The following is a 20,368-nucleotide window of genomic DNA, read 5'->3' as shown; positions in this document are numbered from 1 at the left end:
GTTATGCCCTCCCCAATTCGCGCACACGTGGATCGAGCAAAGCCAGCAATATGTCAGCGATGATGTTGCCGATAATCAGCGTGCCGGCCAGCACTATCATGAAGGTGGCTGTCACATAGACATCGCCAACCGCCATGGACCCGACAATGGCAGGACCAACCGTTGGCAGAGCGAAGATGATGGCTGTTTCGATCTCTCCCGTCAGCATGTAGGGCAGGACGACGCCCTGATACATGACAAGCGGATGCAGGGCGTTTGGAACGGCATGACGCATGATGACGGCGCCTTCCGAAAGGCCCTTGGCACGCGCCGTCTCGACATATTGCGCGTTCAGCGTATCCAGCAAATTGCCGCGCATGACGCGCATATTATAGGCAAGCCCGCCGAATGTGGCGATGGCGACTACCGGCCAGATATGGCTGACCAGATCGACAAATTTTGCCCAGGACCATGGCGCACCGCCATATTGCGGAGAAAAGAAGCTGCCGATTTCCGCAACATTGAAATGGAACACCATTAGGTAGACCATGATCAGCGCCATCAGAAACCGCGGTATCGTCATGCCCAGAAAGGCGATGGTGGACAGGAGATTATCCACCCAAGAATATTGCCGTGTTGCGGCCCATATGCCGAACGTTATGCCAAGTATGGATGCAAAGAGGTGGCAAACAAGTGCCAGAAGAAGCGTGCGGGGAAGGCGCTCACCCACCACTTCGGCAACAGGCTTGTTGTAATAGAAGCTGTAACCGAAATCACCGCGTGTCACGATGCCGCCAATCCAGTTGAAATACTGCACCACGATTGGCTGATCGAGACCATGCTCGACACGGTAGGCTTGCGCTTGCGCCTCGGCCTGTTCGAACGATGCGCCGCCCTGGTTCATCAGCTGCGAGCGAATATAGTCAGCATAGTCACCGGGTGGCGCCTGAATGATGGCGAATGTCACGATACTGAGAATCAGCATCACCGGCACTGCGGAGCTGAGGCGAACGAAAAAGAACCTGAGCATTACAAGATATCTCCCTGCATTGCGGCCCCGCTTTTGAGCGGTTCCGCGTCTTCTCCCGGTCCGGCCGCGCTTCACGCGCGACCGGTCTTGGTATCTCCGGGAGGGAGCTAGTTTATTGGGCCTTTGACACCGGGCTTGCCGGGCAGTTGCTCCGGGAAGAGTTCGTATTTGCCCTGCTTGTCGGCAGCGACCCAGACACGTTCCCGCATGATCGAATCTTCCGCCCAGTTGAACATGAAGATCGGCGTTCCCTGCGGCACGTTGGAGAAGCGTTTGTTGACAATCAGCGCGCCGGGATATTCCGTCAGTCCTATGGTGTAGAGGTTCTGCGTGTATATCTTCTGATATTGCTTCATCAGTTCGGCCCGTTCCGCATTGTCCTGTGAGGCGATAAAGCGGTTGACGAGATCGACCATTTCTTTTTCAAACGGCATCAGGTCCACTTGCTTGCCTTCCGGTGCACGGTGGTTCCAGCTGGTGCGAGGACCAACGGGCGCAAGCTGTTCGGTGTTCTGCACCACAGAGGCAAGCTCCGTCGTGTTGCGGCGCACCAGCCAATCGAACCGGCCACTATAATGCGCGTCATCACGCTGGTTGCCATCAAGGGAATTGAGAACCACCCGCAGACCGAGCTTCGCCATCTGGCCCACCAGACCTTCCGCAAGGCTCTTGTCCGTCGTGTAGGTGTTGTTGACCAGCAGAACGATCTCGACATTCTTGCCACCTACAGTGCCTGCCGGGAAGTTCACAAAGCCGTCGCCGTCTGTGTCCTTCAGGCCCACCTTGGCAAGAGCTGCCTTCGCCCCTTCAAGATCATAGGGGTAATAGACAGTCGAGTTGCGGTCATAGAAACTCGTACCAGAGGAAATGCCGCCTGGATAGATTGCCGTGAACGGGCCTTTGACCAAAGAGTCCCCGACTGCCTTGCGGTCGATGGCCGATGTGACAGCCGCGCGGAAATCCTGATTGCGGTTCAATTCACGAATGGCCTGTTCACGCTCATCCGGTGAACCCCAGCCATTGCCCGAGAAATTCATTTGAAGGTTATAGCCGATCAGACGTGGGCCGAAGGCAAGGCGGGCGGGTGCCTTTTCATCGGCGGCGCGCTTGAGAGAGGCCACAAAATTTTCCGGTTGCTCCAGATTGGAAAAATCGCCCGATCCGGCCACGGCCTGCACATCGCGGTCCGCCCAGGTGGACAGCTTGTAGTGGATTTCATCGAGATAAGGCAACTGGTGGCCCTTCTCATCGACTTTCCAGTAAAAGGGGTTGCGCCGCAGGACGATCAGATCGTCGGGGCGGTATTCCACCGGTGCCCATGCACCCATAACCGGCATATTCATATATTCCGGCGGGAATGCATTCTTGAACTGGTTATACGTGTTTTTCGAATATTTCGGGTGTTGCGGTTTCAGAATATGCGCGGGGCCCGGGCAAAAATTCGGGTAGGCCATCGTGTAGAGATACTGCTTGGGAAAGGCGCTCTTGAATGTCCATTGAACCGTGTAATCATCGATCTTGGTAAGCGTTGTGCCCTCTCCAAATGCTTCCGGTGACGCACCGCCGCCAAGCGGCGAGACATTCGGATCAACCACACCATCGTCCCAATAGAACATGATGTCTTCAGACGTGAAAGGCACGCCATCCGACCATTTGGCACCCTTGACCAGATGCATCGTCAGCTTGTGGCCATCCTCAGACCATTCCCAGCTCTTGGCCAGGTTTGGCAATGGCTCTGTATCCTTGGCATCCACCTGAAACAGTGGCGCGGTGCGTGTCAGGCATTCCGAAAGCGCAATATCGATGCCGCCCCAGCCTTGCGTCTGGCCAGCCATGTAATTCCAGCCTTCGGGCCGCCCACCGATGACATGGCGCAGCGTATCGCCATAAACGCCAACGCCGTCAGGCATATTGCCGGTCTTGTAGACGAGTGGCTCTTCAGGAAGACGATCCTTCAGCTGCGGCAGTTTGCCGGTCTTTTCGAATTTCTCGGAAACCCAATCGGGTTGGCTGTATTTTGGCAGCGCCTTGAATTCCAGAATGGAATCCCGCTCCACATATTTGATCTTGCCTTCAGCGGGAAACTTCGCTGGCTCAGGCGGTGCAGATGTTTGAAAAGCATGGGCATTCATCGCAATCAGCGAAACACCGAAACCAAGGCATGCACTCAAGAAAATCTTGCGTTTATGTTGCATCGTCATGTCCTCCCAATGGCGCGACCAGGCACGCCCTCCCTGATGGTTCCCAGAAACTGGCAGCACCGACGCCTCCTCGCGCCGGTGCTGCCGCAGATAAATCAGACCGCTTCTTTCAGTGCCGCCTTTTCAACACGCAGTTCTTCAATCGTTCGAACATCACGACGTGCAGCACCTGCCCAATCGCGTGTCTTGACGGTGGATCTGGACAGACGATCCTGTGCGGCGGGCACGGCATGCGCATATTGAGGCAACCAGCGCGCCTGCGCGACCACCATCTCATCGACCATTTGCCAGACCTCTTCCGGTGTCGACACGGCACCCACCAGCGGGTCGTGCAGAACGGCCAGTTTCAGCAGGTCGATATCGCCGGTAACGGCGGCATGAACCGACATACGCTGAACATTGATCGACGCCATGCAGGTTGCAGCACAGGCTTCCGGTATGGTGATGCCAGAGACCATGTTGATGCCGAAACGGTCCACGAAACCGGGGGATTCGATGATGGCATCCTGCGGCAGATTGGCGATGACGCCGTTATTCTTGACGTTGAAGTGGCCGCGATACACACGCCCCGTTTCCAGCGCTTCCAGAATGTGGCTGGCATGTTCATTCGAGCGTCTGGCTGGATCAAGAGGCTTCGATGCGGATTCCAGAAACTGCGGAAACTCTGTCTGGAACCAGTTGCGGGTTTCGGTCGAATGCCGCAGATAACCGCCGGTCTCGCCGTGAATCCAGTCAGACATATCGATCCAGCGGGCAATTTCATCCGGACGCTTGCGATACCATGGCAGATATTCGGACAGGTGACCGTTGCTTTCGGTGGAATAGACGCCGAAGCGCTTCAGCACATCGATACGCAGCTTTTCCTGTTGTGAAAAAACCGGATGCGCTTCAAACGCCGCAATCAATTCATCCTTGCCTATCTTGCGACCATTCAGCTTCAGATCGACAAACCATGTCTGATGGTTGATGCCGGAGCAGATGTAATCCAGCTCCGAAACAGACTTGGCACCCAGCACTTCGGCAATCTGTTCTGCGCCGTGCTGAACGCCGTGGCACAGGCCGACCGTATCGACCTTGCCATATTCAATCGCCGCCCATGTGTTCATGGCCATGGGGTTGGCATAGTTCAGGAACTTTGCACCCGGCGCTGCGACCTCACGGATGTCCTTGCAGAAATCCAGAATGACGGGAATGTTGCGCTGACCATACAGAATGCCACCCGCACAAATCGTATCGCCAACGCACTGGTCGATACCGTATTTCAGCGGAATGCGAATATCATCCGCATAGGCTTCAAGTCCGCCAACCCGCACGCAACTGATGATGTATTTTGCACCTTCCAGAGCCCGGCGGCGCTCCGTCGTGGCGGTCACCTTTACCGCCAAACCGTTGGATTCGACGATGCGATCAAGGATCGCTTTAATCATCTCAAGATTGTGTTGGCTGATATCGGTCAGCGCGACTTCCACATCGCGAAATTCTGGCACGCACAGGAGATCGGTGAACAGTTTTTTGGTAAAACCGACGCTTCCTGCGCCAATGATAGCGATTTTGAAACTCATGTTGGCACCTTCGTTTGCGAAATGAATGCGAAAGATGGGCAGGCAACGTGATCACGAAGGAAGGAAGATAGTATTAGACAATGACTGAATAACAAGGATTTCCCTCCCACTTCCCCACTTGATCGTCTCCTCGAGGCGGGATTATGCTGATAATATCCGCAAGGGCCAGAGAAGGATTATGCTTTTATGGGTAATTTTGTGCTGCAGGATTTGATCGATCAGGGACCTGCCATGCGCACGGTTTCCTTGCCGCGCGGCAGGCAAACCCTGCACACAATGCCCACCAGTAGCGGTTACGAAATTCGCCGCGGCAGCGGTTATGACTGGGATGGACGTAAGCGCGGGCAGACCCCTTTCACCGTTCTGCAACACTGCATCAGCGGCAAGGGAAACCTGCGATATGAGAACAACACTTACGCCGTCGGACCCGGTGAAACCTTGCTTCTGCTCATCCCCCATAACCACCGGTATTGGCTGGGGGAGAACGGCCATTGGGAGTTTTTCTGGATATCCATGAATGGTGAGGAGGCGCTGCGCATCCATCGTGACATTCAGGCTGTGACAGGACCGGTGATCAAGCTTCAGGCCGATACTATCGATCATCTCGCGCAATGTTGCTCGCGTCTCGTCAACGGCGCTGAAACACCCGGTGCTGCCTCAGCGGTCGCTTATGAAGCGGCCATGGTGCTTTATGACGACGTGTTCGGCTCTCACCCCTCATTCGGTGGCGAATACCGCACGATGCAGCAAGTGCTCAGTTACATCGATAGCCATCTGGACCAGAGCCTGTCCGTCAATGAACTCGCCGCCGTTGCCGGTCTCAGCCGGGCGCATTTCTCCCGGATTTTCGCGGCCAATGAAGGTCTGCCGCCAGCCGAATTCGTTTTGCAAAGGCGGCTTCGGCGTGCGGCCAAACTTTTGACGACGGCCGCCAACATGCCCATCAAAGAGGTCTCAGTGCGCTGCGGCTTTGAAGACCCGAATTATTTTTCCAAGGTCTTTCGGCGGCTCTATGGCATCAACCCCAGCGAATTCAGAAGCACCGGCATGTATTCGAGTGTGCGATCGCATCCATAACACGGCATCAACACGCGCTGGGTAGACATGCCGACGCCCGGAGTGTGTCTGCCCCGGGCGTCACCTGCTCACTGGGAAGAGCAGGCTCATCAACGCTCGTTCAGAGCGCAGAGAGTGGTGGCACGCGATGCGCCCAGGGTTGCGCCTGTTCCAGTTGGGCAGCCAGCGCATAAAGCAGGCGTTCGCCACCGAAGGCTGCGGCGAAATGGGAGCCGATGGGCAGGCCCTGCGCATTCCAGTAAAGCGGAACGGACATGGCCGGCTGGCCGCTGGCATTGAACAGCGCGGTGAAGGGCGAGAAGGAATGGAAGGTCTCGATGAGATCCGAAATAGACTGATGTTCTTCGACCTTCATCGTGTCGATCAAGACCGGAGGCTGGGCCATCGTCGGGGACAGAATGACGTCGAACCGGTTCATGAGACCACCCATGCGGCGTCCGAATGCGTGCAAATAGTCCACGGCCGCGCTGTAATCTGCGCCGCTCATCTGACCCTTTTTCTGGAGCAACAGCCGGTGGCGCGGCTCTAGCGCCTGTTCGTCCATCGGATGGCCCGCCATGCGGCCCATCATGGTCAGCATGCTGCGGGTCTGCGAACCGATAATCGTGAAAACGGTATCGTAGAATTCCAGCGCATCGACGGGCAGCGCCACCTCTTCGACGTGATGACCGAGATCTTCGCAGAGCTTGGCCGTGTTCGATACCGCGTCGACGCAATCGGCGTGGCTGGTCCAGGGCGACAGATGCTTGACCAACCCGATCCGCAACCCCTTGGGCGGCGCACCGGTTGCTGCAGACAGGAACGTGCCGTCATAATGAGGCGCGGCATAGGGTGCGCCAAGATCGGCACCAGCCAGTTGGTCCAGTACTGCTGCACTGTCGCGCACCGAAAGCGTGATCACATGGCTCGTGCTCATGCCTGCCCAGCCTTCGCCCACGGCAGGCCCCATGGGGGTCAGCCCACGCGAAGGCTTCAGGCCGAATACGCCGCAGGCTGAGGCTGGAACGCGCAGCGAACCGCCGCCATCATTGCCATGGGCAATCGGAGAAACGCGTGCGGCAACCATGGCAGCCGCCGCGCCGCTCGATCCACCGCAGATGTGATCTGTAGACCAGGGATTGCGGCTTGCGCCGAACAGACGCGACTCCGTCGTATAGGAACTGCCGAATTCTGGCGACGTCGTGGTTCCGAAAATAGTGAACCCGGCCTTTCGGATGCGGGTGACGAGTTCTGCATCGAAGGGTGCCACCACATCCTTGCACAGCAGGGACCCATTCGTCATGCGCGCGCCCATGACCGGCGTGAAAAGGTCCTTGACGAGGATCGGCACGCCACCGAAGGGGCCTTCAATCGGTCCGCTTGCCACCCGTTCCGCCGCCTGCTCGAACAGTTCTTCGGCGATGGCGTTGAGTTGCGGGTTGACCTTCTTCACCCGCTCGATGGCATCGTTCAGCGCTTCACCGGGGCTCAAGATGCCCTTGCGGATCTGCTCGGCCAAAGCAAGGCCATCGGACGGTGCGGTCTGTGCGGACATATTCATTTTCTAATAGCCTTTCCTTGACATGGGTGTGAAGGCGGACCGGTTTCCCAGTCGCCTTCACGAAGTAAATGCATCAGCCGGCAGATGCAGTATGGATGGCCTGCCGACCGCGCGACAATCCGACAGCAGCCCACAGGCTAGCAATCACAACGGTAAAGCAGGCCCATGCGATGATGGCCGAGGAGAGGCCGACCGGCATGCCACCGAAGAAGCCAGCCAGTGCCACGATGATCAGCGGGCTGGAAAACTGTCCAAGATAGAGGCAGGACGTGAACCCGCCGACCCCACGGGCACGCAGCCGGGGCGGAAGCTTCAGCAACAGAGGCAGCGAGGCATTGGACACAAGGAACCCGGCACCGAGCCCTTGAAGGACCATGGCAACCAGCACAACCTGATAGGATGGCGCAAGCGCGAGAACGAAGAGCGCCGCTGCCATCAGCGACAGCATAACGGCATTGACGCCTGCAATGCCGATCCGGTCGCGCAGGGCAGGCCACGCGATGGAGCCGCCCAGGGTTGAAAGAATGGAAAGGCCAGCCGCCGCGCCAATGAGTGAGGTAGACGTCACGCCGATCAACACCAACACTGTCGGCATCATCACCGTCACCACAAAGCATGTCACCATGCCGGCAAAAACGAGGAAATAGGCACTGGCGATGGTCAGGCCGAGCCCGGCCGGGGCGGAAGCCGTCGACGAACCGGTTTCCTCTGCACGGCGATCCGGCTCCCACAGCAAAGTAGAGATAGCAGGCAGCAACAGGAGCGGAGCGAGATAGAGGTAAAATGGCGTGCGCCACGAACCTTCACCTGCAATGCCACCAATGACGAAAAACAGGGCGCCGACGATGCCGATGGTTATGACCTGCCGGTTGATGTAGCGCATACGTTCAGTCGGCGCCCAGTAATCGGCAATCAGCGTGGTGCAGCACGTCATGATGATGGCTTCGGCACAGCCAAACAGCAGGCGCGATCCCAGGATGAGGTGCAGATCGGACAGCAAGGCGGGCATGAACCCGAAGAGCGCGTAAAGCAGGCATCCGATGATGAGCATCGACTTGCGGCCAAACCGGTCTGCCAGCAAGCCGGCAATCGGTGCAAACAGCGTGATTGCCAATGCAGGCCCGGCCACGATCAGCGGGATCAGTTCCAGCGAACCGGGCGTGGACGCCGAAAATTCCTCGGTAATCTTCGGCAGCATCGGGGCAATCATGACCGAACCCATGATCGTCAGGCTGCTGGCAAGCTGAATGATCAGGCCCTGCTTTCCAGTTGCTGTGCGCGGTTGTGAGGTGGACAGTGACATGGGTCATCCTCCTCAAAAGGTCATGGAGAGACGCAGGGCGACATTGTAGCCTTCTGCGCGGTTTTCCGCACCGAATTCCTTGAACGCATGCAGCGAGACCATGGGCAGGCCGGGCTGGAAGAAGTTGACTGCAGGCCCAAGAGCAAAGACGCGGGCGCGATTGCCATCACCGGAGCCCGGACCCTTGTCATCGCTGATCTGCTGGTAGACATAGCCTCCCACGCCTGCCGTCCAGGGGCCGATATGCTGACCGACGCCAAATTCCTGTCGGTACTCGATGCCGCTCGTGTAATCGGTATCGGGGTTCACCGTGTTGAAGTTCACCGTCACATTTGTGGAAACTTCGAAGCCAGAATCGGTGATGTAAGTCCCGGCAACAAACGGCGTGATCGTCCAGTGATTGACGCCTGCATTGAAGGCATTCGATACGTCATAGTCGCCGGTGGGCAACTGCACCTGAAGACCGGCATTGACGAACAGATTTGGCGGTGCCTGCCAGGCGAGCATGAGGGGAAAGATGTCCACGTCGCCCAATCCGAAATCGCTGCCTTCGATTGCAAGTTGCCCAAAAGGCGTTGCAACGTTCACGCTGCCTTCAATATCGATGAGCGGCAGAATACCACCGAAGCCAACCGACGCTCCGAAAAGCTCCCACTCGGTCATGTAGAAATAGGCGAGCGAGACAGACTTAACGTCAAGTTCAAAGTCGTTCGGAATCTTATCGCCCTTGGCGTCCCTCAGCGTTTTCGCGGAGTAGTACGAGGTACGCACCCCTACCGTGCCATAGGGCGAAGGCGGTGGAAGCATGCCTGCGCTGAAATCCGTGATCCCCATTGGCGTAATGGTGCCGCCCTGCTCAACCGCATGAGCTGGCGAGATGGCAAGAGAGGTGACAGATAGAATGGAGGCAAGCGAAAGGGTGGCGCGATTGATCGCGCGCGGAAAAATATACATCGTCGTTCCCCAGGTTTCTTGAATGAACCAATGGGGAGATAGTAAAAACGCAATTACTCTTTGCGTTATCCGTTTTGGGAAGTGGTTATCCGATTAAACTATCACTGCGTGTTTTTCTCGGCGGGCCGCAGTGTTTCGGACGGCAGTTCCCCGAACATATCACGGTAATCGGCAGCAAAGCGGCTGAGATGCCAGAACCCCCAGGCTGCAGCAACGTCACCGATGGAAATGACACGACAGTCCCGACGGGCATTGCAGAGTTCCAAGCGCACCCGGTTCAAACGTTCAGCACGCACGAACTCCTTTGCCGACAGGCCAACGGAACGATTGAAGCAGGTTTGCAAATGCCGTCTGCTGATACCGAGATGCGTTGCCACCTCCGCGACAGTCGGTGGTTCGTTGGTGTTTTCCATCAACATCATGCGTGCGCGATCAATCAATTGCTTGTTGCTGGTTTCGCGCATGGGCTCAACCTTGTGGCTTGAGGTCAGCGCGGCGATGAGGTGATCGAGAACAAGGCTTTCGGCCAGTGAAAGATCGGGCGAAATCTCTGACTGTGCGGCGGACACGCGGGGGCCATCGTCAAACAGGCAGGTAAACAGCCTGTCCAGACGTGCGCTACGATCATGCCAAAGCGCAATCGAGGAACAGCAGCGGATCCGCTCGGCCAGCTGGCCATAACCACGATCGCCCACCCGGCTGGCAAGCCATTGTCGATCCACCGCGATATAGACCAGATCAAGGGCGTGCGGCGTCAAAATCTCGGGCAGCCTTTGCCCATCCACCATCAGGCTGATCTCCGGGTCCACCTCATGCCCGGAGAGCCAGCCGGTGCCCTCTGCATTCACAGCCAGGCTAAAAATCAGCGAACCGGACCAGCTGATCCCCCTTTTCAGCAGCATCTTGTCCGTTTTCTCGCGAAAAATCTGGAAAGGGCCGAATTGCATGGCTGAGAGAGAATATTCGATCCGGCCGGGCGACATCTGCATAAGCTCCAGCCGCCAGCCGTTCATGAGACGCATGCCATCCTCCAGCGAATGGACGGTCGTACAGCCCAAGCGCGAGGTCGCGGAGCGACCTGACAGTCCGACATCAATGACCACGACAGGCATCCTTTCGATAACGAATAAAGGAAACAGTCTCACGCTCTCGCCAAGGTCACCCGATGGGTAGCCGGCAGCTTACCTATCTGGCCATGCTAGATGGCCGTTGTCCAGTCGGTTTGATAATCTCAATCCGTAGCGCGACTGACACTTGTTTCCATCCAGATTTTTGATACATATCCACTATCAAAAGAGGTGAACAATTGAGCAGCCGTTTTCTGATGATCACGCCGGATGACGGTGCCGAGGTTCTCAAATGCCTTGCCGCGCCCGCCCGCCTTTCCATATTGAAGATCCTTCACGCGAAGGGTTCTCTCAATGTCAATGAGATCGCCGAGCTGCTCGACCTGCCGCAATCGACAACCTCAACGCATATAAACCAGATGGAAGAGGCGGGGCTGATCCGCACCGAGGTTCAGAAGGCACGCAAAGGAAACCAGAAGATCTGTCACGCCGCGCATGATGAGATCGTGCTCAGCTTCTCCCGCCCAAGCGAGACGGTTGACGAGACCATCGAGGTCGCGATGCCGGTCGGCCTTTACAGTGGCTATGAGGTGTTTGCGCCCTGCGGCATGTGCTCGAATGAGGCGATCATCGGCTATCTCGACAATCCCGATACATTCCTGTCGCCAGAGCGCATGAAGGCAGGACTTGTGTGGTTCACGCGGGGCTATGTCGACTACCAGTTTCCCAACAATGCCCGCATCAAAGGCGCTCCCGTGCGGGAACTGGAGCTGTTGATGGAGCTGTCGTCGGAAGTGCCAGGAACCTCTGCAAACTGGCCCTCCGACATCACCATATCAATCAATGGCCAGCCAATAGCCACATGGACCTCGCCTGGCGATTTCGGCGACCACCGGGGCAAATTTACGCCTGACTGGTGGAAGCTGCGCGGCAGCCAGTACGGCGTTCTGAAGAGCTTCCGCGTCACCGAAGGTGGCACCTTCATTGACGGCGTCCGCGTTTCCGACACCAATCTTGACGATCTCGACCTCCTCCAGCACCGGTCTATCCGGCTGCGGATAGAGGTGCCCGATACGGCAGAACACCCCGGTGGAATCAACATTTTCGGTCGTGGCTTCGGCAATTACGACCAGGACATCGTCCTGCGCGTCAAGACCTGAAAAAACACCCCTGTTCAAACAAATATTGCCGGATTGACGTCTGGATGATCCCGTGTATCATATCGCCAATTATGATATATATCCATAAAATGGATACAAAGAGGGGGAATTCACCATGCGGGCAGTTGGCACCGTTCACCGCGACTTCAAAATCAGCACGATTGACCCACGTCTTTACGGCTCTTTCGTCGAACATCTCGGCCGCGCGGTCTACACTGGCATCTATGAACCCGATCACCCTACTGCAGACGCTAACGGCATGCGGCAGGATGTGATTGACCTCGTGCGCGAACTGGATGTTCCCGTCGTGCGCTATCCCGGCGGCAACTTCGTCTCGGCCTATAATTGGGAAGATGGCATCGGCCCGCGCGAAGACCGGCCCGTCCGCCTCGATCTCGCATGGCATACATCCGAGTCGAACCAGGTCGGCATCCATGAATTTGCCGATTGGGCAAAGGCCGCAAACACCGAAATGATGCTGGCCGTCAATCTCGGCTCGCGTGGCCTAGACGAAGCCCGCGCCTTCCTCGAATACGTCAATCATCCGGGCGGCAGCTATTGGTCGGATCTGCGCCGCAAGAATGGTCGTGAGGAGCCTTGGAACGTCAAACTCTGGTGCCTGGGCAACGAAATGGACGGCCCCTGGCAGATTGGCCAGAAGACGGCAGAAGAGTATGGACGTCAGGCTTTCGAGACTGCCAAGGCCATGCGCGCTTTCGACAAGTCTATCGAGCTGGTCGTCTGCGGTTCATCGACACCAAAGATGCCGACCTATCCAGCCTGGGAATCCACGGTTCTCGATTACACCTATGAGAGCGTGGATTATATCAGCCTGCATATGTATTTCGAAAATGACGCCGGCGACACCGCAGCCTATCTTGCCCAGAACGCGCGCCTTGACGACTACATCGAAACGATTGCCTCCGTCATCCGCGTGACGAAGTCGAAGAAGCGCTCCAAGAAGGACGTCTATATCAGCTTTGACGAATGGAACGTCTGGTATCATTCCAAAGAAGCAGACCGGACAGTACTCGAAGGTCGTGACGGCTGGCCCCACGCCCCTGCCCTTCTGGAAGACATCTACAATTTCGAAGATGCTCTTCAGGTCGGCTGCATCCTCAACACCTTCATTCGCCATGCAGACGTCGTCAAGATTGGCTGCCTGGCCCAGCTCGTCAACGTCATCGCCCCGATCATGACCGTGCCCGGCGGTCCGGCTTGGCGTCAGACGACCTTCTATCCCTATCTCTTTGCATCTCGCTATGGCCGCGGCACGTCCTACCAGCTGTCGATCGATTGCCCTGTTTATTCGACTGACTTTGCCAAGGACGTACCCTATCTCGATGTCTCTGCCGTCGAGAGCGACACGGACGGCGCGCTGACTCTCTTCATCGTCAACCGCCACCAGACCGATGCGATTAGTCTTGACCTCGCGCTCGAAGGCTTTGGCAACCGCAAGGTCATCCTGGATCAGGTCCTTTCAGGCCATGGGCTGAAGGTCGTGAACGGCCCGGAGGCTCAGACGATCGTACCGCAGGATGGCAGCGGCATCACCGTGGAGGGTGGACGCCTGAAGGGCGAGATCGCGCCGCTTAGCTACCGGGTCATCCGGCTCGGCCAGTAAACCGATAGACGACGGGGAGGAGAAACCATGTCGGCTTCGATTGAGATCGATAATGTCACCAAGCGTTATGGCGCGCTGACTGTTCTGGACGAAATCTCGCTCTCGATTGGTGCGGGCGAATTCGTCGTATTTCTGGGCCCCTCGGGCTGCGGAAAATCGACATTGCTGCGCATGATCGCGGGGCTGGAGGATGTCACAGAAGGTACGATCCGGGTCGCCGGAGAGCGGGTGGACACGCTTCCACCCGGCAAGCGCGGGGTGGCGATGGTCTTCCAGTCCTATGCACTTTATCCGCATATGACTGTGAAACAGAACATGGCGTTTGGGCTTGAAAACATTCAGATGCCGAAGGAGGAGATCGAGCGTCGTGTCTTGTCTGCTGCAGACACGCTGGAGATCGGACATCTTCTGGATCGCAAGCCGCAGAAGCTTTCAGGCGGACAGCGTCAGCGCGTCGCAATCGGCCGCGCCATCGTCAAGGAGCCCAAAGCCTTCCTGTTCGATGAACCGCTTTCAAACCTGGATGCGGCCTTGCGCGGCAGAACGCGGCTGGAGCTTGCGCAGCTTCATGGTCGGCTGGGTTCGACAATGGTCTTCGTCACCCATGACCAGGTCGAGGCGATGACGCTCGCTGACCGGATCGTCATCATGAATGCGCGCAAGATCGAACAGATCGGCACGCCGATGGAGGTCTATCAGCGACCGGCAACCCGTTTCGTCGCCTCCTTCATTGGGTCTCCCGCCATGAACTTCCTGCCCGTTCAGGGTTGGGAGCACGGCCAGGCAGGTCTGATTGTTACGACTGCAGCTCTCGGGCAAGCGCAGACAGGCTTCACCGCCCCAAACAACCTCAGCCCCAATGGTGCCGTTCTCGGAATCCGCGCCGAAGACGTCTCTGTCTGCCATAATAGTGAGGCTGGCGTCCCGCTTAAAGCCGAAGTCATCGAGCGCCTCGGGGATCGGACCCTGATCTACGGCGTACTCGGCGATGGCACAAAGCTCACCGTCGAAGCGGATGGCCGGTCTCTCGCTAAAGCGGGGGACGTGGTCAACATCAAGGCAGACCCGCAGGCATTCCATCTTTTCGACGCGGACGGACATTCCCTGCAAAGGGAGGGCTGCTGACATGGCAGAGAGCTATCGCCGCAGCCAATGGAGCCACGGGCTTTTCATCCTGCCCTATCTTCTCGTCTTTATAGCCCTGCTGGTTTTTCCGCTCTTCTGGGGCATCTGGCTCAGCCTGCACAAGGTTGACCTTTTCGGCCCCGGACGCTTCGTCGGCATCACCAATTATGTAAGGGTTCTGGCCGATCCCATCTTTCGCCAAGCACTCTGGAACACTGTCATCTTCGTGCTGGTCAGCGTTCCCTCGCTGGTCGCACTCGGGCTGTTTCTCGCGCTGGCGCTTAACCGCACGACACGCACAACCAGCTTCTTCCGGGGCCTGTTCTTCTCGTCCTCTGTCCTGTCGGTCACCATCGTCACCTTGATCTGGCGCTTCGTGTTCATTCCGGGCGATGGTCTTCTGTCGGTTCTGTTCGAGCAATCCGGCATCGACCAGATCAACTTTCTCTCGACCAAGGGCTGGTCCCTCTTTTCGGTCGGCGTTGCAACTGTCTGGTGGTGCATTGGCCTGCCCATGATGCTGTTCCTTGCAGCGCTCCAGCAGGTGCCGCAGGATCTCTATGAGGCCGCCGCCCTCGACAACGCCAGTCCGCGCCGCGTGCTGACGCGGATCACGCTGCCGTCAATCGCGCGCACCATCATGCTGGTCACGATCATCCAGATCGTCATGCAGTTCCAGCTTTTCGGTCAGGCGCAGCAGATGACCAATGGAGGGCCGAACGGCAGTTCACGTCCGCTCGTCATGTATATCTATGAGGTCGGTTTCATTCGCTGGGATGTGGGCCGCGCCGCCGCCGCCTCGCAGGTTCTGTTTCTGATCATCCTCGTTGCGGCAATGGCCCAGTATTTCGTGTCCGCACGCAAGACGGAGGACGGCGCATGACCCGCAAAGACGAGACTTACAAGCCAGATGTGCTGACCGCAAACCGCCCGCTTCTCTGGGGTGCGGCCTTCCTTTCGGTCATCATGATGGCGCCTGTCGCGTGGCTGGTGGGCCTATCGATCAAGAACAATCAGGAACTGATGCTCGGCACGGACTCGGTCTTTCGGGCTCCCTATACCATCGCCAACTTCCTGAATATCCTGCATTCGTCGCAGGTCTTCGGCTGGTTCTTCAACAGTTTCGTGGTTGCAACCGGCCAGACCCTGATGGTGCTCGTTCTGTCGTCACTCGCAGGCTACGGTTTTGCCCGTCTGGAATTTCCGTTTCGTCGCACGCTGTTCATCCTCGTCCTATTCGGCCTTGCGGTGCCGGAACAGGCTGTCATCATCGCCCGTCACCAGATGTTCAACTGGGTGGGCCTGCACAACACCCATCTCGGATTGATGTTGCCCGGCCTGTCCTCTGCCTTCGGCGTATTTCTGATGACGCAGTTCTTTCGCGCCATCCCGAAGGACATTGACGAAGCGGCCCTGCTCGACAATGCCTCCCAGTTTCGCATCTTCTGGAAGATCATGCTGCCACTGACGCTACCGGCGCAAGCGACGCTCGGAATCTTCACCTTCCTGCATGCCTGGAACGACTATTGGTGGCCGCTGATTTCGGCGACGAAGAAGGAAATGTACACGCTGACAATCGGCATCGCCTCGTCGCAATCGAACTTTGCCCAGAGCGAAGGCCTCGGCTTCCTCGCCGCGCAGGCGGTCTTTGCCAGCCTGCCAGCGCTCATCGTTTATCTGATCTTCCAGAAACACATTGTCACCGCCGTCTCCGGCGGCGCGGTGAAATAAAGCCTACCCGGCCGGGGAGGAGCTGGCCGGATTCGTTGAACGGGGCGAAATGCCCGACAAAGGGAGTGAGACATCATGAAACGCATTCTATGGACCACAGTTGCGATGATTGCGCTTGGGGTTGGCACCTCGGCGCAGGCACAGACCAAAATTGAGCTGCAGCGCTTCTTCGGCGCCTGTGAAGCAGACTATGGCAAGGTTACTGACGTATCCGCCGCTGTCGGCGAATGCGGCATTGTCACCGCGCTCATCAACAAGTTCGAGGCCGACAATCCGGATATCGACGTCAACGTAACCACGGTCGAATGGCCGGGCTATGACCAGCTCAATGCACAGCTCGCCTCCGGCGCTGCCCCCGATGTGGTTTCCATGCATTATTCGGCCATTTCCGACTATCAAAGCCGTGGACTGATCGAGCCTATCGATAAAGTGTTGGCCACACAGGGTGTCACACCTGAAAGCTTTACCGATGCCAGCCGCGCCGGCGTTACCAAAGATGGTCAGCTCTATGGCCTGCCATTCGATAACTGGACCATGCTTTTTCACGTCAACCTGAACCTGATGAAGAAAGCAGGTCTGGTCAACGCCGACGGCACGCCGGTGCTGCCAAAATCAGGTGCGGAACTGATCGCCCAGGGCAAGCAGTTCAAGGAAAAGACCGGCAAGCCCTATCTCATCCAGATTATGGCCAACGAGACCGCGTCCTACACCCGTGTCCTCTACACCCTGCTGCAGCAGCAGAATGCTGATTTCTTTGCAGATCCGACGGCCATCAAGCTGAATACGCCTGAAGCCAAGGCCGCCGTCGAATTGATGAAGGCAACGAAGGACGAGGGCATTTCGACGACCGGCCTCGACTATGCCGCCGCCGTTTCCGCCTTCGCCAATGGTGATGGCGGCATCTCGGTCAACGGCACATGGCTGATCGGCGATTATGCTGCGCAATCGGAAAAGGATGGCACGGCACTTTCGAAAGGCTACACTGTCTATCCGGTCCCGCAGCTCTTCCCCGCACAGGACAGCACCTATGCGGACGGCCACAGCTGGGTCATGCCGAAGAAGGATCGCTCGCCGGAACAAGTTGCTGCTGTCGGCAAACTCTTCAAGTTTCTGGCGGATAATGATTTCCAGTGGGCCCGTACCGGCCACCTCCCGGCGGTCAAGGCGGTCTTCGACATGCCGCAATTTAAGGCTCTGCCGCATCGCGATAACATCGCAAAGATCGCTCAGACCGGCCGCTCGCTACCGGCAGAAGTTCAACGCCAGTTCCCGATCCAGGATATTATCGGTGAAGAGGTCGGAGCAGCAGTCAATGGCGACAAGCCAGTCGATGAGGCGCTGTCTTCTGCTGAAACACGCATCAACGAGTTGCTGGGCGATCTCTGATCAAGCCACTCACCTGACCCTAACGCATGCCCGCGCATTCCGATGCGCGGGTTTTTTGCGTGACTCTTAGATTTTACTCTCAGAGCTCTCAGAAATTGAGCTCAAGCCCATCTTCGCAGAAATCGAACTTGGCAGGCTCAGATTCACTGCCGTCCGCGTAGGTCGCCTTTACCCATTGACTGCAGTTTTCGCTATTTGTGCTCTGGTCCCATTCCAGATTAACGGTCTTGCCAGGTTTGATCCCGGAGCCAATCTCGAAATAACCCCAGTCCTTTTTATTTTCCGACACGAAAATCTTCGTGATGGTCGATGCGGTTGTATTGCTGGCTGTAAAAGAATATTCCTCAGCCTTAGCAGATGTGCTCACGCCAACGGCAGTAAGTGCAATGGCGAGAAAATGTAATCTTGCGTTGAACATGATTATTCGATCCTGAACGGTTCTGATGCAAGGTCATCATCTCCCATTACTGGCAATGTAAGTCCAACACATTTTTTGAAACGAACAGCCTTCCCGATTGCGGAATTATTATTTGGATAATACTTCCTTAGAATGCTCTTCCCGCGAACGCTCCGCATCAACAACCTTATCCATCTCAGTTTAAGACTTACCCAGATATCGCTCTGCGAATTCTGCAAACCACAGAATCGCAGATGGATCGCGCATCGCGCCTTGGCTGACGGCCTTTTCGATGCTTTCTCCCAGAAGGAGCTTTCTGATCGGAACTTCCATTTTCTTGTTTGTCAGCGTGTAGGGAATGGTTGGTACGGCAATGATTTTGTCTGGAACATGCCGGGGGCTGCGCTCGCTTCTCAGCCGCGTGTTGATGGCACGTGTCAAATCTGCGTCGAGCGTGATCCCCGGCGCAAGAGCCACGAATAACGGCATATAATAGCCACCATCCTTCGTTTCCACGCAGACGATGACACTGTCAGTAATCTCGGCCACACCATCGAGCGTACGGTAAATTTCGGCGGAACCGATGCGAACGCCGAAGCGATTGAGGGTCGCGTCGGCGCGGCCGTGCAGGTGGCAGCCGCCACGCGCATTGATGGTGAGGGAGTCACCATGGCGCCAGACACCGGGGAAGTGGTCGAAATAGGACTCACGATAACGCTTGAAATCCTCGTCACCCCACAGAAACAGCGGCATGGATGGCATGGGTTTGGTGATGACCAGTTCACCAGCCTCGCCAATGATTTCGCGCCCATCCTGATCGAAGGACTTGATATCGGCACCTAGCGTTCGTGCCTGAATCTCACCGGCATAAACGGGCAGCGTCGGGCTGCCACCCACCAACCCACTGCAGAATTCCGTTCCGCCCGATTGCGATGTCACCCACAAATCCTCGTCCAGCGTTTCGTAAAGCCAGGCAAATGTCTCGGGCGTGGCAGGCGAGCCGACAAGGAAGATGTTTTCCAGCCCCGGAAGATGGTATTTCTCCTTGGGAACGATGCCAAGTTTACGCGTATTGTCGATGAACGTCGGGCTTGTGCCGAATGACTGAACATTGGCCTTCTCCGCGAGCTTCCAGAGAAAGTCCGGCTCGGGATGAGCGGGGTGACCATCATAAAGCACGGCGGCGGCATTCATCAGCGGTGCCCACATCAACGTATTCCACATCATCCACCCGGTGGTGGAATAGAAATACATCGTCCTTCCCGGCTTCAGATTGAGGTGAAAGGCTGCGGATTTATAGTGCTCTAGAAGAATGCCAATATGCCCGTGAACAATCGGCTTCGGCAGACCCGTTGTGCCGGACGAGAAAAGTATCCAGAGAGGGTGACGACCGTCCACATATTCATATCGGAAGTTGGCAGGATTGATAGGCGGGCTGTCCAGCAGATCATCGAGATGGACGACCTCGGCGCTGAGATCAGCGGGCGGCGCGTCTTCATTCAGGTAATTGAACCAGACAATTTTCTCGATGCTCGGCACGGACTGTACGATCTCGCGTATCTGCGTCCGGCGGTCAAAATCCTTGCCCGCGTAACGATAGCCATCGGCTGCGAAAAGCAGTTTCGGCGCGATCTGCCCGAAACGGTCAACGACGGTTTGCGTGCCAAACTCCGGTGCGGCAGCGGACCAGACCGCCCCTATCGCCGTTGTCGCCAACATGGCGATGACGGCTTCGGGAATGTTCGGCATATAGGCGACCACACGATCGCCAGCCCCTATGCCCATTGCGCGTAGCTGTTGGGCAAGGATACGCACCTTGCTACCCACTTCCTGCCAGGAAACGGAGGCGTAATCACGTATTTCCGAGCAGTGGTACAAAAACGGTCGGGATGAATCCCCGGAATTTTCATGCCGCAACACATGCTCGGCGTAATTGACGGTGGCACCGCGAAACCATTCGGCACCGGGCATTTCAAGTGAACTCAGCACGGTCTCGATGGGGCTGGGTGAATGGATCTCGAAATAGTCCCAGATCGATTTCCAAAAGCCGGGCAGGTCTTCGACCGACCATGCCCAGAGTGCCGCATAATCGGCAAAATCGAGCCCACGCTCTGATTTCAGCCAATGCATATAGGCCGCGATATTGGATCCATCCGCGAAGTCTGCGGAAGGCGTCCAAAGTAATTGCCCCTCAGCAACCATAACCGATCTCCCTTTCAAGCCGGCATCGCC

Annotated in this window: 16 protein-coding genes; 7 read left to right on the top strand and 9 right to left on the bottom strand. The window is 57.0% G+C overall.

Annotated features, from left to right (window positions below; translation table 11 throughout):
- Position 1 precedes the first annotated feature (1 nt).
- The 3 genes from RQI55_RS11815 to RQI55_RS11805 all read right to left on the bottom strand — a co-directional run bounded on the left by RQI55_RS11815 (position 2) and on the right by RQI55_RS11805 (position 4,772).
- Positions 2–1,009 (bottom strand): ABC transporter permease, encoded by a 1,008-nt coding sequence (locus RQI55_RS11815; protein ID WP_311272594.1) that lies wholly within the window; start codon positions 1,007–1,009, stop codon positions 2–4.
- 107 nt (positions 1,010–1,116) lie between these two features.
- Positions 1,117–3,204 carry an ABC transporter substrate-binding protein gene (locus RQI55_RS11810; protein WP_311272593.1) on the bottom strand — a complete coding sequence of 696 codons (2,088 nt, stop codon included), beginning with the start codon at positions 3,202–3,204 and terminating at the stop codon, positions 1,117–1,119.
- Between the two features lie 101 nt (positions 3,205–3,305).
- Positions 3,306–4,772 carry an alpha-glucosidase/alpha-galactosidase gene (locus RQI55_RS11805; protein WP_192064861.1) on the bottom strand — a complete coding sequence of 489 codons (1,467 nt, stop codon included), beginning with the start codon at positions 4,770–4,772 and terminating at the stop codon, positions 3,306–3,308.
- Positions 4,773–4,958: 186 nt separating this feature from the next.
- Between RQI55_RS11805 and RQI55_RS11800 the strand changes: the two genes are divergently transcribed.
- Complete coding sequence (locus RQI55_RS11800) at positions 4,959–5,849, top strand: AraC family transcriptional regulator (protein WP_311272592.1); 891 nt, start codon at positions 4,959–4,961, stop codon at positions 5,847–5,849.
- 100 nt (positions 5,850–5,949) lie between these two features.
- Here RQI55_RS11800 and RQI55_RS11795 read toward each other — a convergent pair whose 3' ends face one another.
- From RQI55_RS11795 to RQI55_RS11780, 4 genes are all read right to left on the bottom strand, one after another.
- Positions 5,950–7,383, bottom strand: coding sequence for an amidase (locus RQI55_RS11795; RefSeq protein ID WP_311272591.1), 1,434 nt, complete (start codon positions 7,381–7,383; stop codon positions 5,950–5,952).
- A gap of 79 nt (positions 7,384–7,462) precedes the next feature.
- Positions 7,463–8,692, bottom strand: coding sequence for an MFS transporter (locus RQI55_RS11790; RefSeq protein WP_192064863.1), 1,230 nt, complete (start codon positions 8,690–8,692; stop codon positions 7,463–7,465).
- Between the two features lie 12 nt (positions 8,693–8,704).
- On the bottom strand, positions 8,705–9,646 hold the full coding sequence (locus RQI55_RS11785) for a transporter (RefSeq protein WP_311272590.1): 942 nt from the start codon (positions 9,644–9,646) through the stop codon (positions 8,705–8,707).
- Positions 9,647–9,747: 101 nt separating this feature from the next.
- Positions 9,748–10,749: a helix-turn-helix domain-containing protein gene (locus RQI55_RS11780; protein WP_311272589.1), complete on the bottom strand. Its 1,002-nt coding sequence runs from the start codon at positions 10,747–10,749 to the stop codon at positions 9,748–9,750.
- 203 nt (positions 10,750–10,952) lie between these two features.
- On the opposite strand from RQI55_RS11780, the gene RQI55_RS11775 reads away from it, so the two are divergent.
- The 6 genes from RQI55_RS11775 to RQI55_RS11750 all read left to right on the top strand — a co-directional run bounded on the left by RQI55_RS11775 (position 10,953) and on the right by RQI55_RS11750 (position 17,739).
- Positions 10,953–11,873, top strand: a complete 921-nt coding sequence (locus RQI55_RS11775) for a transcriptional regulator (protein ID WP_042616698.1) — start codon at positions 10,953–10,955, stop codon at positions 11,871–11,873.
- A gap of 115 nt (positions 11,874–11,988) precedes the next feature.
- Positions 11,989–13,497, top strand: coding sequence for an alpha-N-arabinofuranosidase (locus tag RQI55_RS11770; protein WP_192064866.1), 1,509 nt, complete (start codon positions 11,989–11,991; stop codon positions 13,495–13,497).
- A gap of 27 nt (positions 13,498–13,524) precedes the next feature.
- Positions 13,525–14,622, top strand: a complete 1,098-nt coding sequence (locus RQI55_RS11765) for an ABC transporter ATP-binding protein (RefSeq protein ID WP_042618939.1) — start codon at positions 13,525–13,527, stop codon at positions 14,620–14,622.
- A gap of 1 nt (position 14,623) precedes the next feature.
- On the top strand, positions 14,624–15,505 hold the full coding sequence (locus RQI55_RS11760) for a carbohydrate ABC transporter permease (RefSeq protein ID WP_042618938.1): 882 nt from the start codon (positions 14,624–14,626) through the stop codon (positions 15,503–15,505).
- Positions 15,502–16,353 carry a carbohydrate ABC transporter permease gene (locus RQI55_RS11755; RefSeq protein ID WP_042618937.1) on the top strand — a complete coding sequence of 284 codons (852 nt, stop codon included), beginning with the start codon at positions 15,502–15,504 and terminating at the stop codon, positions 16,351–16,353. The genes RQI55_RS11760 and RQI55_RS11755 overlap by 4 nt, the downstream gene beginning before the upstream one ends.
- Positions 16,354–16,428: 75 nt before the next feature.
- Complete coding sequence (locus RQI55_RS11750) at positions 16,429–17,739, top strand: extracellular solute-binding protein (protein WP_042618936.1); 1,311 nt, start codon at positions 16,429–16,431, stop codon at positions 17,737–17,739.
- Between the two features lie 88 nt (positions 17,740–17,827).
- Here RQI55_RS11750 and RQI55_RS11745 read toward each other — a convergent pair whose 3' ends face one another.
- Both RQI55_RS11745 and RQI55_RS11740 read right to left on the bottom strand, forming a co-directional pair.
- Complete coding sequence (locus RQI55_RS11745; RefSeq protein WP_052496892.1) at positions 17,828–18,157, bottom strand: hypothetical protein; 330 nt, start codon at positions 18,155–18,157, stop codon at positions 17,828–17,830.
- 180 nt (positions 18,158–18,337) lie between these two features.
- Positions 18,338–20,338 carry an acetoacetate--CoA ligase gene (locus RQI55_RS11740; protein ID WP_311272588.1) on the bottom strand — a complete coding sequence of 667 codons (2,001 nt, stop codon included), beginning with the start codon at positions 20,336–20,338 and terminating at the stop codon, positions 18,338–18,340.
- Positions 20,339–20,368 lie beyond the last annotated feature (30 nt).

The organism is Rhizobium sp. WCS2018Hpa-16 (assembly GCF_031843705.1).
Lineage (GTDB): Bacteria > Pseudomonadota > Alphaproteobacteria > Rhizobiales > Rhizobiaceae > Agrobacterium > Agrobacterium tumefaciens_C.
The sequence above is the reverse complement of the archived record's forward strand: the minus strand, read 5'-3'. Positions and strand labels throughout refer to the sequence as shown.

Excerpts from the sequence above, each read along its gene's own strand:
- RQI55_RS11785 (WP_311272590.1), bottom strand. The coding sequence starts at position 9,646 with ATGTATATTTTTCCGCGCGCGATCAATCGCGCCACCCTTTCGCTTGCC.
- RQI55_RS11800 (WP_311272592.1), top strand. The coding sequence starts at position 4,959 with ATGGGTAATTTTGTGCTGCAGGATTTGATCGATCAGGGACCTGCCATG.
- RQI55_RS11745 (WP_052496892.1), bottom strand. The coding sequence starts at position 18,157 with ATGTTCAACGCAAGATTACATTTTCTCGCCATTGCACTTACTGCCGTT.
- RQI55_RS11805 (WP_192064861.1), bottom strand. The coding sequence starts at position 4,772 with ATGAGTTTCAAAATCGCTATCATTGGCGCAGGAAGCGTCGGTTTTACC.
- RQI55_RS11765 (WP_042618939.1), top strand. The coding sequence starts at position 13,525 with ATGTCGGCTTCGATTGAGATCGATAATGTCACCAAGCGTTATGGCGCG.
- RQI55_RS11790 (WP_192064863.1), bottom strand. The coding sequence starts at position 8,692 with ATGTCACTGTCCACCTCACAACCGCGCACAGCAACTGGAAAGCAGGGC.
- RQI55_RS11810 (WP_311272593.1), bottom strand. The coding sequence starts at position 3,204 with ATGCAACATAAACGCAAGATTTTCTTGAGTGCATGCCTTGGTTTCGGT.
- RQI55_RS11770 (WP_192064866.1), top strand. The coding sequence starts at position 11,989 with ATGCGGGCAGTTGGCACCGTTCACCGCGACTTCAAAATCAGCACGATT.
- RQI55_RS11750 (WP_042618936.1), top strand. The coding sequence starts at position 16,429 with ATGAAACGCATTCTATGGACCACAGTTGCGATGATTGCGCTTGGGGTT.
- RQI55_RS11755 (WP_042618937.1), top strand. The coding sequence starts at position 15,502 with ATGACCCGCAAAGACGAGACTTACAAGCCAGATGTGCTGACCGCAAAC.
- RQI55_RS11740 (WP_311272588.1), bottom strand. The coding sequence starts at position 20,338 with ATGGTTGCTGAGGGGCAATTACTTTGGACGCCTTCCGCAGACTTCGCG.
- RQI55_RS11815 (WP_311272594.1), bottom strand. The coding sequence starts at position 1,009 with ATGCTCAGGTTCTTTTTCGTTCGCCTCAGCTCCGCAGTGCCGGTGATG.
- RQI55_RS11760 (WP_042618938.1), top strand. The coding sequence starts at position 14,624 with ATGGCAGAGAGCTATCGCCGCAGCCAATGGAGCCACGGGCTTTTCATC.
- RQI55_RS11795 (WP_311272591.1), bottom strand. The coding sequence starts at position 7,383 with ATGTCCGCACAGACCGCACCGTCCGATGGCCTTGCTTTGGCCGAGCAG.